A 14493-nucleotide genomic window follows, 5' to 3' on the forward strand; every position below is an offset into this window, starting at 1 on the left:
CTCGGTCGCTTTTCGCGCCGGGACCGCATGCAGCCGGTTGCTCCTGCGCGGCGGGCGGCTAGGTTCCGCGACGCCAACCCCCTGGAGGAACCATGCGAGGCGCCAACATCATCGATCTGGCGGAGCTGTCGGGCGAGGCCCGGGCGGCGCTGATGAAGCGCGCCGAGCACGACGTCTCGGCGATCCTGGAGCCGGTGCGGGCCATCGCCGACCGGGTCGCCGGCGGGGGCGACCGCGCGGTGGCCGAACTCGGCCGCGAGATCGACGGCGCGCCGCTCAGCCCCGACCGGCTGTTCGCCACCGAGCAGGAGTTCGAGGACGCCGAGGCGCTGGTCGAGCCGGAGGTCAAGGCCGCCATCGAGGAGGCCGCCCGCAACATCCGGCTGTTCCACGAAAAGCAGATGCCCCCGCCCATGTGGCTGGAGGAGATCCGCGAGGGGGCCTTTGCGGGCGAGCGGCACCGGCCGATCCCGTCCTGCGGCTGCTACGTGCCGCGCGGCAAGGGCTCCTTCCCCTCGGTGGTGATGATGACCACCATCCCCGCGGTGGTGGCCGGGGTGCCGGAGATCGTGATCCTGACCCCGCCGACGCCCGAGGGCGGGGTCGACGCGGCGAGCCTGGTGGCGGCGCGCCGGGTGGGCGTGTCCAGGGTCTACAAGGCCGGCGGCGCCGTAGCGGTGGCGGCGGCCGCGCACGGTACCTACAGCCTGCCGAAGCTCGCCAAGATCGTGGGTCCGGGCTCCCCCTGGCTGGTGGCGGCCAAGAAGCTCCTGGCCGACCGGATGGACACCGGGCTGCCGGCCGGCCCGTCCGAGGCGATCATCCTGGCCGACGAGCACGCCAACCCGGAAATCGCCGCTCTCGACCTGCTGATCGAGGCCGAGCACGGGCCGGACAGCTCGGCCTATCTGGTGACGCCGTCCCGCCGGGTCGCCGAGGCGGCCGCCCGGGTCCTGCCGGACCTGTGGGCCAGGATGGGCGAGCAGCGGGTGGGATTCTCCAGCACCGTGCTCAGCGGCCCGCGCGGCGGCATCCTGGTCGCCCGCGACATGGACGACGCGGTGGCGTTCGTGAACGAGTACGCGCCTGAGCATCTGGAGATCCTGGCCGCCGAGCCCATGGGGCTGATGAACCGGATCGAGCATGCCGGCGAGATCCTCCTGGGCGAGAACACCCCGATCGTGATCGCCAATTTCGTGCTGGGGCCGGACGCGGTGCTCCCCACCGGCGGCAACGCCCGGACCTGGTCGCCGCTCTCGGTGTTCGACTTCCTCAAGCGCACCGGCATCGGCTACGCCACCCGGGCGGGCTACGAGCGCCTGGCCGAGCCGGCCCGCCGCCTGGCCCGCTACGAGGGCTTCGACGCCCACGCCAACGCCATCGAGCTGCGCGAGCGTTATCGCCGCTGACGGTTGGTCCTAGCGGAACAGAACCGTCACGGAACGTCCCTATGTACCTCCGCGCACCGCATCCTCCCCAGGGCGGCCGGCGCCGGTGCTAGACCTCGACGCCGGGGACCGCCGCCCCGGCGGGGGCGCGATCATCGACGCGGCCCGGTCCTTGCATCGGGCCTGACGGGGTTCGACCCATCGAAGGGCGTTTCATGGCCTCTTTGGACCTGCCGATCGTGGACGCCACCGCCCGCGGCGGCGACGTCGAGCAGCTGGCGCGCGCGGTCGGGCGCGCCGCGCGCGCGACCGGCTTCTTCTACCTGTCCGGCCACGGCATCCCGCGCGACCTGGTCCGTGCCGTGTTCCAGCACACCGCCGCCTTCTTCGCCAGGGACGAGGCCGCCAAGCGCGAGCTGGCGGCAAGCCGCTCCGCGGATGGCCGCGGCTATGTTCCGTTCGGCGCCGAGCGGCTCGACCCTGCCCGCCCGGCCGACCTGCGCGAGGCGTTCAACATCGGGCTGGAGCTGCAGCAGGACCATCCGGAGATGGCCATGGGGATGCCGATGCGCGCCCCCAACCAGTGGCCCGCGGACCGCGCGTTCCGCCACACGATGCAGGCCTATTTCTGGGCGTGCTGGTCGGTCGGCCGCCGCCTGCATCAGGCGATCGCCCGCGATCTGGGCCTTCCCGCCGACTTCTTCGAGGACAAGTTCGACCGCCCGCTCGCGACCTTGCGCCTGCTCCACTACCTGCCGCATCCCCCGGCCGGGCCAGACGGCCCGATCGGGGCGGGCGAGCACACCGATTCCAACGCGCTGACCTTGCTGATGACCGACGGCAGCGCCGGGCTGGAGGTCCGCCGTCCAGACGGCTCCTGGCTGCCGGTGCCGCACGTGCCGGGCGCGTTCGTGGTCAATATCGGCGACTGCCTGGTGCGCTGGACCAACGACACCTACGTCTCCGCCCCGCACCGGGTGGTCAACCGCAACCCGGCCGGGCGCTACTCGCTGGCCTTCTTCCTGGGCCCGAACCCGGAAGCCAGCGTCGCGGTGCTGCCGACCTGCATCGCCCCGGACCGTCCGGCCCGCTACGCGCCGATCAGCGGCGCCGCCTACTCGCGCGAGCGCCCCTATCCGGGCTTTGCCCACCAGCAGGCAGGCTGATCAAGAACAAGGCAATGCCCCTGTTCTGAGCAGCGGATCCGGGCATTCCGGGCCGACCCGCCCGACCGCGCCGGCGGGTGGCACGGAGCTTGCCCGTTCCTGCAGGCGAGAGCCCGGTCACAGATGGCCGGGCCGCCGGGCGGATGGGTGCAGGCATGACCACGATCGATTCGGATCCTTATCCGTGGCCGTTCGACGGCGGGCTGCGCGTGGACAACACCGCGCTGGTCGTGATCGACATGCAGACCGATTTCTGTGGCAAGGGCGGCTATGTGGACGCGATGGGCTACGACCTGTCGCTGACCCGCGCGCCGATCGAGCCGATCCGGGCGGTGCTGGCGGCGATGCGCCGTGCCGGCCACGCAATCGTGCACACCCGCGAAGGCCACCGCCCGGACCTGGCCGACCTGCCGGCCAATAAGCGCTGGCGCTCGCAACGGATCGGGGCCGGCATCGGCGATCCGGGACCGTGCGGCAAGATCCTGGTGCGCGGCGAGCCCGGATGGGAGATCATCCCCGAACTGGCGCCCCTGCCGGGCGAGATCGTGATCGACAAGCCCGGCAAGGGCAGCTTCTGCGCCACCGACCTGGAGCTGATCCTGCGCAACCGCGGCATCACCAACCTGGTGCTCACCGGCATCACCACCGATGTCTGCGTGCACACCACCATGCGCGAGGCCAACGACCGCGGCTTCGAGTGCCTGCTGCTGGAGGATTGCTGCGGCGCCACCGACCACGCCAACCATCTGGCGGCGCTGCGGATGGTCAAGATGCAGGGCGGGGTGTTCGGCGCGGTCGCGACCAGTCAGGCCCTGCTGGCCGGCCTCGCCTGATGCCCCAGGCCCGCGTCCACCGCATCCCGGCAGCCTCGCCTGACGACATGCAGGGCCTGAACCGGCTGATCGGCGACGGCGTGATCGACCCCGCCGGGATCGTGGCGATCCTGGGCAAGACCGAGGGCAATGGCTGCGTCAACGACTTCACCCGCGCGTTCGCGGTGAGCGCGCTGAAGGCCAGCCTGCGCCGCCACCTGCCCGAAACGGCTGTGGAGCGGATCGTCTACGTGATGTCGGGCGGCACCGAGGGCGGCCTTGCCCCGCACTGGCTGGTGCTGGAGCGCAGCGCCTACGACCAGGGCCTCCGCCCGGCCCTCGCCATCGGCGCCCACCACACCGCCGAGCTGCCGGCTTCCGCGCTGGGCCGGACCGCCCAGGCCGAGATGGTCCGCCAGGGCGTGCTGGCGGCGATGGCCGAGGCCGGGCTGGACGACCCGGCCGATGTGCATTTCGTGCAGGTCAAGGTGCCGCTGCTGACCGCCGAGCGGATCGCCGCCGCCACCGGCGAGGTCCGCACCCGCGATACCCTGAAGTCGATGGGCCTGTCCCGGGGTGCCGCCGCCCTGGGCGTCGCCCTGGCTTTGGGCGAGCTGGCGCCGGACCAGGTCACCGACCAGGCGATCGGCGCCGATCCCGCCTTGTGGTCGGGGCGCGCCAGCAGCTCGGCCGGGGTGGAACTGGCCAACCACGAGATCCTGGTCCTGGGCATGAGCCAGCACTGGTCCGGGCCGCTGGTGGTCGATCATGCGGTGATGGCCGACCAGCTCGACATCGAGCCGGTGCGCGACACCCTGGTCCGCCTGGGCCTGCCGGTCCGCGCCCAGCTGGCCCCCTCCGAGCGCCACCGGGTCGTGGCCCTGCTGGCCAAGGCCGAGGCCGGCACCAGCGGCCGGCTGCGCGGCCGCCGCCATACCATGCTGGACGACAGCGACATCTCCGCCACCCGCCATGCCCGCGCCTTTGTCGGCGGGGTGCTGGCCGGCCTGATCGGCCATGCCGAGCTGTTCGTCTCGGGCGGGGCGGAGCATCAGGGACCGGACGGCGGCGGGCCGGTCGCCATCATCGCGGAGCGCACATGAGCGAGCAGGACACCAGCCGGACCCTTCCGGCTCCTCCCACCGACCAGGATCTCGTCCGCCTGATCGAGGCCTGCTCGACGGTGAACGGGATCGCGATCGAGCCCGGCTGGCAGGACCAGGTCCAGGCCCATCTGAAGGTGGCCTTCGCCATGGCGGCCCTGGTCGAGCGGGAAGACCTGCCCGACCAGGCCGAGCCCTTGCCGGTGTTCGCGCCGTGAGCGAGCTCTGCGCCCTGCCCGGCCACGCGCTCGCCGAGCTGGTCGAGGCCGGCGGCGCCAGCGTCGGCGCGATCGTGACGGCCCATCTGGCGCGGATCCGGGCCCATGACGGCCGGCTCGGCGCGTTCACCGACCTCCTGGCCGAGCGGGCGCTGGCCCGGGCCGCCAGCCTGGATGCCGATCCCCGCCCCCGGCCGCTCAAGGGCGTGCCGTTCGCGGTGAAGAACCTGTTCGACATTGAGGGCCTGCCGACCCGGGCCGGCTCCAGGATCAACCGGACGCGCCCGCCCGCTGTTCGCGACGCCACCGCGATCCGCCGCCTGGAAGCGGCCGGGGCTGTCCTGCTGGGCGCCCTCAACATGGGCGAGTACGCCTACGACTTTACCGGCCGCAACTGCCATGACGGGCCGTCCCTGAACCCGCACGACCCTGGGCGGATGACCGGCGGCTCGTCCGGCGGCTCCGGCGCCGCGGTGGCGGCCGGCTTCGCACCCCTGGCGCTGGGCTCCGACACCAACGGCTCCATCCGGGTGCCGGCGTCGTTCTGCGGCCTGTTCGGCCTGAAGCCCAGCTATGGCCGGCTGTCGCGCGGCGGCAGCTTCCCGTTCGTCGCCAGCCTGGACCATGTCGGCCCGCTCGCCCGCTCGGTGCGCGACCTGGCCCTGGTCCACGACGCCTGGATCGGCGCCGACCCGGACGACCCGGTGGTGCCGCGCTCCCCGGCTCCCCCGGTCCTGCCCGGCCTGGAGCAGGGCATCGCCGGCCTGCAGATCGCGGTGCTGGACGGCTGGTTCGTCCAGAACGCCCAGCCCGAGGCGCTGGCGGCGCTGGAGCATGTCGCCGGCGCGCTGGACGCGAGGCGGCGGGTCCGGCTGGAGGGGGCCGAGGCGGTGCGCGCCGCCGCCTACCTGATCACCATGGCCGAGGGCGCCGCCCTGCACCGCGAGCGGCTGCGCAGCCGGGCGCCCGAGTTCGACCCCGAGGTGCGCGACCGGCTGATCGCGGGCCTGATGCTGCCGGCGCACTGGGTGGTCACCGCCCAGAAGCTGCGCCGCCACGTCCTGGAGCAGGCCCGCGAGGTCTTCCGCAGCGTCGACATCCTGCTGGCGCCGGCGACGCCCTGCGTGGCGCCGCTTTCCGGGGCCAAGACCATGACCCTGGATGGGGTCGAGAAGCCGCTGCGCCCGAACATCGGCCTGTTCACCCAGCCGATCTCGGCGATCGGCCTGCCGGTGGTGGCGGTGCCGGTGCGCTCGGTGGCGTCTCTGCCGATCGGCGTCCAGGTGATCGCCGCCCCCGGCCGCGACGACCTGGCGCTGCGGGTGGCCCGCCACCTGGAGCGGACCGGGGCGGCGCAGGGCGGGATCGCAAAAGGATACGACGCATGACCGAGCGCGACCTGCCGCAGGTGAAGGCCGAGGTCGAGGCCGCCTTTGCCGCCTACGAGAAGGCGCTGGTGGAGAACGACGTCGCCACGCTCGGCGCTTTGTTCCTGGACCATCCCGACACGATCCGCTTCGGGATCGCCGAGAACCTGTACGGCTACGCGGAGATCCAGGCGTTCCGCGCCGCCCGGCCGGCCGCCGGCCTGGAGCGCAGCCTCAGCCGCACGGTGATCACCACGTTCGGCCAGAACACCGCGATCGCCTCGACCCTGTTCCACCGGGCAAGCCAGCCCGCCCGGGTCGGCCGGCAGCAGCAGACCTGGGTGCGCACGGAGGGCGGCTGGAAGGTCGCCGCCGCCCATGTCTCGGTGATCCAGGATCATACGGAGGCGAGATAGGCCTTCCAGCCGCCGAACCCGGTGATGTCCTGCGCCCCCTCGATCCCGATGCCCTCGCAGGCGAAGCCGCACACCACCCGACCGTCCTCCAGGACCACCTTGCCGATCCCGAGCGGGGCCGGGATCGCCGCCACGAACCGGCCGAACGCCGCCTCGGGCAGCGCCCAGATCTCGCCGGTGATCGGGGCACCGGTGCCGGGTGCCACCCGGATCAGCCCCGGCCGGTGCGGCGGCCCGCCCGGCAGCGCGTAGAACCGGTAGTCCGGGGCGGTGCGGACCTCTTCCAGGAACACCCCGCCCGCACTCGTGATCTGCGGGTTGAGCGGCAGGCCGGCCAGATGCGCGCCCACCGCCAGGAACGGCACGAACCCTTCGGGCATCGTAGGGCCGGGCAGCGCCTCGCCCAGGAACGCCGCACCCAGCGAGGCCAGTCGCCGGTCCTGCCCGGAAGGTGCCACCAGGGTGATCCCGGCCGGGTTGCCGTCCGCGCGCAGCGGCCCCGGCACCGCCAGGGCGGCCAGGTCCAGCAGGTTCACGAAATTGGTGTAGGTGCCAAGCTCGCTGTTGCGCAGCACCGGCTCCGCCTCGATCTCGGCCAGGGTCACCGGGCGCGGGATCGACGGCACCACCATGGCCGCCACCCTGTCCCACAGGCCCTCCGTCTGCCGCTTCAGTTCCGCCAGCCGGTAGAACGCCTTGAACGCCGCCACCGCGTCGTGGCGGGAGGCTTGGCTGATGATCTGGCGGGTCACCGGGTGCAGCGCGTCCGGGTCGCGGACCAGCAGGTCCTCGACCGCCGCATAGCGCTCCGCCACCCAGGGCCCCTCGTAGAGCAGCCGGGCCACCGCGAAGAACGGCGCCAGGTCCACCGGCACCAATTCCGCCCCCTGTTCCTCCAGCCGCGCCAGGGCGGCATCGAACGCCGCCTCGGCCATGGCATCGCCCAGGAACACCCGGCTGGCCCGATCCGGCACCGCCAGCCGCATCCCCGGCGCCAGCGCGCCGCCGGGCGCCAGGGCCAGGCGGCGGGAATAGGCGTCGTCCGGGTCGTGGCCGGCCATCACCTCCAGCGCCGCTTTTGCACCCGCCACGTCGCGGGTGAAGATCGAGACCACGTCCAGCGTTCGGCAGGCCGGCACCACCCCGGCGGTGGAGACCAGGCCCAGGCTCGGCTTCAGCCCGACCAGGCCGTTCAGGGCGGCCGGCACCCGGCCGGAGCCCGCCGTGTCGGTGCCCAGCGCCAGCGGCACCAGGCCCGCCGCGACCGCCACTGCCGAGCCGGAGGACGACCCGCCCGGCACCCAGTCCGGCACCCGCGGGTTGCGCGGCACGCCATAGGGGCTGCGCACGCCGACCAGGCCGGTGGCGAACTGGTCCAGATTGGTCTTGCCGACCAGGATCGCGCCGGCCGCCTCCAGGCGACGCACCACCTCGGCGGAGTGGGCCGGCATTCTTGCGAAGGCGTGGCAGGCGGCGGTGGTCGGCAGGCCGGCCACGTCGATATTGTCCTTCACCGCGAACGGCACCCCGAACAGCGGCAGCCGCTCGCGGTCGCCTGGTGCCAGGGACGCCGCCGCCGCCAGCGCCTCCGGCTCCGGCCGGAGCGTGATGAACGCCGCCGGGTCACCATGGCCGCGGATCCGCGCGTAGCAGTCCCGGACCGTCGCCTGCGGGTCCGCCCCGCCGCGATGCGCCGCCAGGATCTCCGCCACCGTTGCCATCATCGTCCCGCCTTCCGCGCTGCCTGCCCGAGCCTCGTGCTGCTGCAAGCTCCATGCCGCAAGGAGGGCGATGCCCGGTCAAGGACGGCCGGGCAGGCTCCGTCCATCCAGGCAGGCCCTGCTGATCTGGTCCATCGAGGTCACGCCCAGCAGCGCCATCGACGAATCCAGCTCGTCCCTGAAGATGGCGATCGCCCGGTCGACCCCCGCCTCGCCCGCCGCCGCCAGGCCCCACAGGAACGGCCGGCCGATCATGCAGGCATCCGCCCCCAGCGCTTTTGCCTTGATCAGGTCGATGCCGCGGCGCACGCCCCCGTCCAGGATCACCTGGGCGCGGCCGGCCACCGCCGCCACCACGCCCGGCAGGGCCGCGGTCGCCGAGGGCACATGGTCGAGCTGGCGGCCGCCATGGTTGGAGACCACCACCGCGCTCGCCCCGATCGCCACCGCGCGCTCGGCATCGGCGGGATGCAGCACGCCCTTGACCACGAACGGGCCGCCCCACTCTCTCGCGATCCGCTCCACCGTCGCCCAGTCGGCCGAGGCGTCGCAGAGCTTCGCGATGTGCTGGGCGATGCTGCCGAAGCCCTTGTCCGGCACCGCCCCCTCGAAATTGCCGAAGCGCACGCCCGAGCGCAGAAAGCCGGACAGCCAGGCCGGCCGCGCCAGCACCTCGGCGATCATCCGGGCCGTCGGCCGCAGCGGCACGGTGAAGGCGTTGCGCAGGTCGCGCTCGCGCCGCCCCTGCACCGGCAGGTCGAGGGTCAGGCACAGCACCCGGTAGCCGGACGTGCGGGCGCGCTGGAGCATCGAGCTCATCAACGCCGCGTCTTTCAGGAAGTAGAGCTGGAACCAGCGGTCCACCCCCGGCACCGCCGCCACCTCCTCGATCGACGCCACCGAGTTGGTCGACAGGCAGAAGGGGATCCCGGCCCGGCCGGCCGCCCGCGCCGCCAGGAGCTCGCCGCCCGGGCGGAAGAAGCCGGCCAGGCCGGTCGGCGCCAGCACCAGCGGCAGGGCCGAGCCATGGCCCACCACTTCCGTGGCGGTGGAGCGGGCGGCGACGTTCACCGCCACCCGCGGCATCAGCCGGATGGCGTCCAGGTCGCCGGTATTGTTGCGCAGGGTCCACTCGTCGCCAGCACCGCCGTCGATGAACTCGAACACGGAGCGCGGCAGGCGGCGCCGTGCAAGCTCCCGCAGGTCGGCGATCGAGGCGGCGCGGTCCAGCCTGGCCATGGTCAAATCCCCCAGGTGAGCCAAAGGGCCAGCGACGGGAACACGATCACCAGCAGCAGCACCGCGAGCGACCAGCCCAGGAACGGCAGGATCTCCCGGCAGACCGCCATGAACGGGATCTTGCCGATGCCGGCCACCACGAACAGCAGCAGGCCGACCGGCGGGGTGATCAGGCCGATCATCAGGTTGATCACCACCACGCAGCCGAAATGGACCGGGTCGATGCCGAGGTCGAGGCCCACCGGCAGGAGTGCCGGCAGGAAGATGATCATCGCCGGCAGCGGCTCCAGGATCAGGCCCACCAGCAGCAGGAAGACGTTGATCAGGATCAGCACCACCAAAGGATTGGTGGAGATGACATGGATCAGGTCGACCAGCCGGTCGGCGATCTGGCTCTCCGCCACCAGCCAGGAAAAGGGTGCGGCGGCTGCCAGCAGGAACAGGATGACGGCGCTGCTCCGCCCGGCGCTGGCCAGGATCGCCGGCAGCTCGCGGAGCTTCAGGGAGCGGTAGACGACCATGCTCACGATCAGCGCGTAGACCACCGCCACCGAGGAGATCTCGGTGTCGGTCATCAGCCCCATGCGGATGCCCAGCAGGATGATCACCGGCAGCAGCAGGGCCCAGATCGCGTCGGCGGAAACGCGCAGCCTGGTCCGCCAGTCGACCTTCGGCCCGGCCGGGAACCTGCGGGCGCGCCCGATCAGCGCGCAGATCGCCATGAAGCCGATCGCTAGGAGCAGGCCCGGCAGCAGGCCGGACATGAACATCTTGGCGACGGAGGTGTTGGCCATCTGGGCGTACACCACCATCGGGATCGAGGGCGGGATGATCGGGCCGATCAGCGCGCCGGCCGCGATCGCGGCGCCGGAATAGGCCACCGGGTAGCCCTTGTCCCGCATCTGCGGGATCATCGCCTTGCCGATCGCGGTGGCGTCGGCCACCGCCGAGCCGGAGATGCCGGCCATCATCACGTTGGCGCCGACCGAGACCTGGCCCAGGCTGCCGGGACCACGGCCGACCCACACCCCGGCGAAGTCGATCAGCCGGCGGGTGATCCCGCCCCGGTTCATGATCTCGCCGGCCAGGATGAACAGGGTGATCTGCACGAAGGCGTAGAACCCGACCCCGCTCAGCATGGAGGTCGGGAGCATCACCAGGTCGACGAACCGGTCGGTCTTGAACTCGATGCCGAGCCAGGCCGCGATCACCATGGCGAAGCCGACCTCGGTGCCCAGCAGCAGGAGCAGGAGGAAGGAAAGGAACAGGAGGCTCATGTCTGCTCGGCCCCGGCCACAAAGCGCCGCACCATCCGCCAGGCGATCAGCGGGATCAGGAGCAGGATGCCGGCGAGCACGCCATAGGCGGGCACCGACAGCGTGAGGTTGGTGCCCAGGATCATCTGGTACTGGGCGCTCTGGATCATGGTGAGGCTCTTGACCGCTAGGATGGCGAGCACGGCGAGCAGCAGGAGGTCCACGAGCGTGTCGATGACCAGCAGCGCGCGTGCCGGCAGGACCTCGTGCAGGACGGTGATCCGGATGATCTCGTCGGTGGCGAATGCCCGCGCCAGGCCGACGAAGCACAGCCAGGTCAGGCCGATCTTCACGTATTCCTCAGGCGACTGCCGCCACAGCGTGACGAAGTTGCGGTCGATGAACTGGGAGAACACCAGCACCAGCAAGGCGGCGACCAGCAGGCCGATGAAGACGTCCAGGACCGTGCCGACGATCCTGCCCAGGATCGCGACCCGCCGGTCGATCGAATGGAAGGTCATGAGGCTCACCAAGGCGAGGGCCGCCCCGTCGCCGGGGCGGCCCTCGATCCAGATCTTAGGTCGTCAGTCCTGCATGGCCCGGATCTTGGCGACCAGGCCTTCCGGCCAGACGCTGCCCTCGGACTGCTGGTAGACGTCGGCCAGCGCCGCGCGGAACGCTTCCTTGTCGGGCTGGGTCACCTCGACGCCGTTCTCGGCGAAGATCGCGTAGCCCTCCTGGTCGACCTCCTCGCCGGCCTTGGTCATGGCGGCACCGCCGGTCTTGGCCGCCTGGCGGAAGATCTCGCGGTCCTCCTCGGAGAAGGACTGCCAGAGCCCCTCGTTCACGTAGAACGCGGCGGTCTCGAAGATGTGGTCGGTGGGCGTGAAGTACTTGGCGACCTCGTACCACTTGTAGCCGACCGCGGCGTCGATGCCGTTCTCGTGGCCGTCCACCTGGCCGCGCTCAATGGCGTTGTAGGTGTCGCCCAGGCCCAGCACGACCGGCTTCGCACCCATGGTCTCGAACGCGATCCGGATGCCGTCGATCGGCGGGATGCGGATCTTCAGCCCCTCCAGGTCTTCCGGCTTCTCGACCGGCCGGACCTTGTTCTGGATCGCGCGCGGCGAGCGGGCGCCGTGGACCGCGAAGATGCGCACGCCCGACTGCTCGGCCAGCTCGTCATAGAGCGGCTGGAACACCTCGCTGTTGGCGATCCGCTCCGCGTCTTCCTTGGAGTTGAACAGGTAGGGCGTGTAGGCGACGTTCAGCGGCGCGCCGCCGCGCAGCACGCCGGCATTGCCGATCGCCAGATAGGTCATGTCGACGGTGCCGAGCTGCACGCCGTTGATCAGCGCCTGGATGTCGCCCAGCTGGCTGTCCGGATAGACCAGCACCTTGAGGCGGCCTTCCGACAGCTTCTCGACCTCGTCCGCGAACACCGGCAGAGCCTGGTGGATCGTGCTGGAGGTGGGCCAGGGCGAGCCCAGCCGGATTTCCTTCACCTCCTGCGCGTGCGCCGTCCCGAGCTGGGCGATCATCACTGCCGCACCTGCCATCAAACCGAGCAGCCGCATCCTTGCTTCCCCCCTGGTGGTCGAGGCGTCCCGCCGCGGTGCCCACGGCCGCCGGTGCGCCCCCTTATAGGATGCATGGTATGATGAGCTGATGAGCATGTCGATAGGCGCCGCCGGATTTTCCGGACGGGACAAGGCATCCGGGAGCCACGCGGGCGCCCGGTGCGGGAAAGAACCAGGAAGCTTCTAGAGGTTCAGCCTGCCGCCTCGCGGTAGACCGGCATCACTTCCGGCAGCATTTCCTGGATCTGGTCGATCCGCTGGTCGCCGCTCGGATGGGTCGACAGGAAGGCCGGTGGGCTGCCGCCGCCGGCCGCGGCCATCGACTGCCAGAAGCTCACCGCCGCCTGCGGGTTGTAGGCAGCCTCCGCCATGTAGTGCAGGCCCAGCGCGTCGGCCTCCAGCTCCTGGTTGCGGGTGTAGGGCAGGATCACCCCGTACTGCACCCCGGCGCCCAGCAGGCCCAGGATCTGCGGCGGCAGGCCGTAGGCCTGGGCGCCCACCCCCACCAGCCCGGCGCCGAGTTCGGCGATCTGGGTGGTGCCGATCCGCTGCGCGGCGTGCCGCGCGGTGACGTGGCCGACCTCGTGGCCCATCACGGTCGCGACCTCGTCGTCGCTTTCCGCCAGTTCCAGGATGCCGCGATAGACGCCGATATGGCCGCCCGGCAGCGCGAAGGCGTTGATCTCGTCGCTGTCGAACACCACCACCTCCCATTCCGGGTACGGGATGTCCGAGCCGCTGGCCGGGATGATCCGCGACGCGATCGCCTGGACCCGCTCCTGCGCGCTGGCGTCGCGCAGCTGCGGCGTCTCGCTCTTGATCTGCTGGAACGCCTGGGCGCCGAGTTCCGCCTCCTGGGCCGGCGTCACCGTGGAGGCGGCCAGCTCGTTGTAGGCCGAGCAGCCGGACAGGGCGAAGGCGCCGCCAAGCCCGGCCACGCCCAGCATCCGGCGCCGGGACAGGCTGGCGCAGCGACTGCAGTGAAACCTCATGGCGACGGCTCCCTTGTTGGCGGCTCGGGCTTGCTCCTAGAGCCGCCGAACCGCGGCCGCGGTTCCCGCCCCGGCCATCCCGGCTCCGGCAATCCCGCGTGACGGAACCGGGCAGGCATGGCAGAGCTGTGCCCCCGGCACCGGCAGGACAAGCAGAACGCCGGCACCGCTCCGGCCAAAGAGACTGTCCGATGAACCGTGGATCCGCCATCACGAGCCCTGGATGCGCCGCGCCCTCCACCACGCTGGCGGCGGTAGCCTTCGTGGTCGCCGGGGTGACCCTCTATGCGGTGATGGACGGCACCGGGGTGTTCCTGTCGGACACGCAGAGCGTCGTGCAGATCGTCTGGGCGCGCTACGCCTTCGCCCTGCCGGTGGTGCTGGCGGTGCTGGCCCGCGACGGCGGCGGCGCCCGGCTGCGCACCCGCCGGCCGTTCACCCAGGCGGCCATCGGCCTGTTCCCGGTCCTGGCGAGCTTCTCGGTGGCCGGCGGCTTCGGCCTGCTGTCCCTGCCGGAGCTGACCGCGCTGACCTTCGCCGCACCGCTTTTGGTGGTGGCGCTGTCGGTGCCGCTCTTGCGCGAGCGCACCACCCGCCACGACTGGATCGGGGTGCTGGTCGGCTTTCTCGGCATCCTGGTGGTGGTCCGCCCTGGCGCCGATGCCCTGGCCTGGGCGGCGGTCTTCCCGCTCGGCTGCGCGTTCTTCTTCGCCCTCTACCAGGTCGCCATGCGCTTCGTCGGCCGCCACGACGACCCGGTCGCCACCCTGGCCTGGTCGATCGGCACCGGCCTGGTGGTCACCACGCCCTTGGTGCTCCTCGACTGGCGGCCGCCCAGCGGTGCCGCCTGGGCGGCGATGATCCTGACCGGGCTGGTGTTCGGCGCTGCCCAGTACTGCCTGATCCAGGGCTTCCGCCGCGCCCCGCCGGCCAGGCTCACCCCCTTCACCTATACCCAGATCATCCCGGCCACCCTGATCGGCATCGTCCTGTTCGGCAGCTGGCCGGACATCTGGGTGATCCTCGGCGCCGCCCTGGTGATCGGCGCCGGGATCTACGTCCTGCGCAACCGGACCCGCACCGGCTGAGGACGTGGGACGCCCGGCCCGTTTCTGCTACACTGCCCCGTTCGTGCGGAGCCTGGTCCCCCGCGGACGGTATCGCCTGGTGCGTTTTGCACGAACGAACCCGGGAACAACCCGGCCGTTTTGACCAAACGAACCCGGCAAGCCGCG

At 71.7% G+C, this 14493-nt stretch carries 14 protein-coding genes; 8 read left to right on the forward strand and 6 right to left on the reverse strand.

Annotation, left to right across the window (positions count from 1 at the left end; genetic code table 11):
- Window positions 1-92: 92 nt before the first annotated feature.
- The 7 genes from hisD (at window position 93) to hpxZ (ending at window position 6470) form a co-directional block, all read left to right on the forward strand.
- Window positions 93-1409 (forward strand): histidinol dehydrogenase, encoded by a 1317-nt coding sequence (gene hisD, locus GEMRO_RS0101755; protein ID WP_027132637.1) that lies wholly within the window; start codon window positions 93-95, stop codon window positions 1407-1409.
- A 194-nt stretch (window positions 1410-1603) separates the two neighbouring features.
- Window positions 1604-2554, forward strand: a complete 951-nt coding sequence (locus tag GEMRO_RS26955) for an isopenicillin N synthase family dioxygenase (protein ID WP_035484593.1) — start codon at window positions 1604-1606, stop codon at window positions 2552-2554.
- A gap of 155 nt (window positions 2555-2709) precedes the next feature.
- Window positions 2710-3387: a biuret amidohydrolase gene (gene biuH / locus GEMRO_RS0101765; RefSeq protein WP_027132638.1), complete on the forward strand. Its 678-nt coding sequence runs from the start codon at window positions 2710-2712 to the stop codon at window positions 3385-3387.
- The gene (gene atzD, locus GEMRO_RS0101770; RefSeq protein ID WP_027132639.1) at window positions 3387-4469 is read left to right on the forward strand and encodes a cyanuric acid amidohydrolase; all 1083 of its coding nucleotides are present in this window, start codon (window positions 3387-3389) and stop codon (window positions 4467-4469) included. Before biuH ends, atzD begins: the two co-directional genes overlap by 1 nt.
- Window positions 4466-4687 carry a DUF4089 domain-containing protein gene (locus tag GEMRO_RS26960; protein WP_035484595.1) on the forward strand — a complete coding sequence of 74 codons (222 nt, stop codon included), beginning with the start codon at window positions 4466-4468 and terminating at the stop codon, window positions 4685-4687. The genes atzD and GEMRO_RS26960 overlap by 4 nt, the downstream gene beginning before the upstream one ends.
- A complete protein-coding gene (locus GEMRO_RS0101780; RefSeq protein WP_027132640.1) occupies window positions 4684-6075 on the forward strand; it encodes an AtzE family amidohydrolase in 1392 nt (463 codons plus the stop codon). The genes GEMRO_RS26960 and GEMRO_RS0101780 overlap by 4 nt, the downstream gene beginning before the upstream one ends.
- Window positions 6072-6470: an oxalurate catabolism protein HpxZ gene (gene hpxZ / locus GEMRO_RS0101785; protein WP_027132641.1), complete on the forward strand. Its 399-nt coding sequence runs from the start codon at window positions 6072-6074 to the stop codon at window positions 6468-6470. The genes GEMRO_RS0101780 and hpxZ overlap by 4 nt, the downstream gene beginning before the upstream one ends.
- Here hpxZ and atzF read toward each other — a convergent pair.
- The 6 genes from atzF to GEMRO_RS0101815 all read right to left on the reverse strand — a co-directional run bounded on the left by atzF (window position 6452) and on the right by GEMRO_RS0101815 (window position 13258).
- The gene (gene atzF, locus GEMRO_RS0101790; protein ID WP_027132642.1) at window positions 6452-8194 is read right to left on the reverse strand and encodes an allophanate hydrolase; all 1743 of its coding nucleotides are present in this window, start codon (window positions 8192-8194) and stop codon (window positions 6452-6454) included. The two genes, hpxZ and atzF, sit on opposite strands and share 19 nt — an antisense overlap.
- 75 nt (window positions 8195-8269) lie before the next feature.
- Window positions 8270-9430, reverse strand: a complete 1161-nt coding sequence (locus GEMRO_RS26965; protein ID WP_035484597.1) for an alpha-hydroxy acid oxidase — start codon at window positions 9428-9430, stop codon at window positions 8270-8272.
- 2 nt (window positions 9431-9432) lie between these two features.
- The gene (locus tag GEMRO_RS0101800) at window positions 9433-10707 is read right to left on the reverse strand and encodes a TRAP transporter large permease (RefSeq protein WP_027132643.1); all 1275 of its coding nucleotides are present in this window, start codon (window positions 10705-10707) and stop codon (window positions 9433-9435) included.
- On the reverse strand, window positions 10704-11207 hold the full coding sequence (locus GEMRO_RS0101805; protein WP_157505418.1) for a TRAP transporter small permease subunit: 504 nt from the start codon (window positions 11205-11207) through the stop codon (window positions 10704-10706). Before GEMRO_RS0101805 ends, GEMRO_RS0101800 begins: the two co-directional genes overlap by 4 nt.
- 63 nt (window positions 11208-11270) lie before the next feature.
- Window positions 11271-12263 carry a TRAP transporter substrate-binding protein gene (locus GEMRO_RS0101810; RefSeq protein WP_027132645.1) on the reverse strand — a complete coding sequence of 331 codons (993 nt, stop codon included), beginning with the start codon at window positions 12261-12263 and terminating at the stop codon, window positions 11271-11273.
- A 194-nt stretch (window positions 12264-12457) separates the two neighbouring features.
- Window positions 12458-13258 (reverse strand): M48 family metallopeptidase, encoded by an 801-nt coding sequence (locus GEMRO_RS0101815; protein WP_157505419.1) that lies wholly within the window; start codon window positions 13256-13258, stop codon window positions 12458-12460.
- A gap of 191 nt (window positions 13259-13449) precedes the next feature.
- Here GEMRO_RS0101815 and GEMRO_RS0101820 point away from each other — a divergent pair, with 191 nt between their 5' ends.
- Complete coding sequence (locus GEMRO_RS0101820) at window positions 13450-14346, forward strand: DMT family transporter (protein ID WP_027132647.1); 897 nt, start codon at window positions 13450-13452, stop codon at window positions 14344-14346.
- The last annotated feature ends 147 nt before the right edge of the window (window positions 14347-14493 follow it).

Source organism: Geminicoccus roseus DSM 18922, assembly GCF_000427665.1.
GTDB lineage: Bacteria > Pseudomonadota > Alphaproteobacteria > Geminicoccales > Geminicoccaceae > Geminicoccus > Geminicoccus roseus.

Excerpts from the sequence above, each read along its gene's own strand:
- hisD (WP_027132637.1), top strand. The coding sequence starts at position 93 with ATGCGAGGCGCCAACATCATCGATCTGGCGGAGCTGTCGGGCGAGGCC.
- GEMRO_RS26955 (WP_035484593.1), top strand. The coding sequence starts at position 1,604 with ATGGCCTCTTTGGACCTGCCGATCGTGGACGCCACCGCCCGCGGCGGC.
- biuH (WP_027132638.1), top strand. The coding sequence starts at position 2,710 with ATGACCACGATCGATTCGGATCCTTATCCGTGGCCGTTCGACGGCGGG.
- atzD (WP_027132639.1), top strand. The coding sequence starts at position 3,387 with ATGCCCCAGGCCCGCGTCCACCGCATCCCGGCAGCCTCGCCTGACGAC.
- GEMRO_RS26960 (WP_035484595.1), top strand. The coding sequence starts at position 4,466 with ATGAGCGAGCAGGACACCAGCCGGACCCTTCCGGCTCCTCCCACCGAC.
- hpxZ (WP_027132641.1), top strand. The coding sequence starts at position 6,072 with ATGACCGAGCGCGACCTGCCGCAGGTGAAGGCCGAGGTCGAGGCCGCC.
- atzF (WP_027132642.1), bottom strand. The coding sequence starts at position 8,194 with ATGATGGCAACGGTGGCGGAGATCCTGGCGGCGCATCGCGGCGGGGCG.
- GEMRO_RS26965 (WP_035484597.1), bottom strand. The coding sequence starts at position 9,430 with ATGGCCAGGCTGGACCGCGCCGCCTCGATCGCCGACCTGCGGGAGCTT.
- GEMRO_RS0101800 (WP_027132643.1), bottom strand. The coding sequence starts at position 10,707 with ATGAGCCTCCTGTTCCTTTCCTTCCTCCTGCTCCTGCTGCTGGGCACC.
- GEMRO_RS0101805 (WP_157505418.1), bottom strand. The coding sequence starts at position 11,207 with ATGACCTTCCATTCGATCGACCGGCGGGTCGCGATCCTGGGCAGGATC.
- GEMRO_RS0101810 (WP_027132645.1), bottom strand. The coding sequence starts at position 12,263 with ATGCGGCTGCTCGGTTTGATGGCAGGTGCGGCAGTGATGATCGCCCAG.
- GEMRO_RS0101815 (WP_157505419.1), bottom strand. The coding sequence starts at position 13,258 with ATGAGGTTTCACTGCAGTCGCTGCGCCAGCCTGTCCCGGCGCCGGATG.
- GEMRO_RS0101820 (WP_027132647.1), top strand. The coding sequence starts at position 13,450 with ATGAACCGTGGATCCGCCATCACGAGCCCTGGATGCGCCGCGCCCTCC.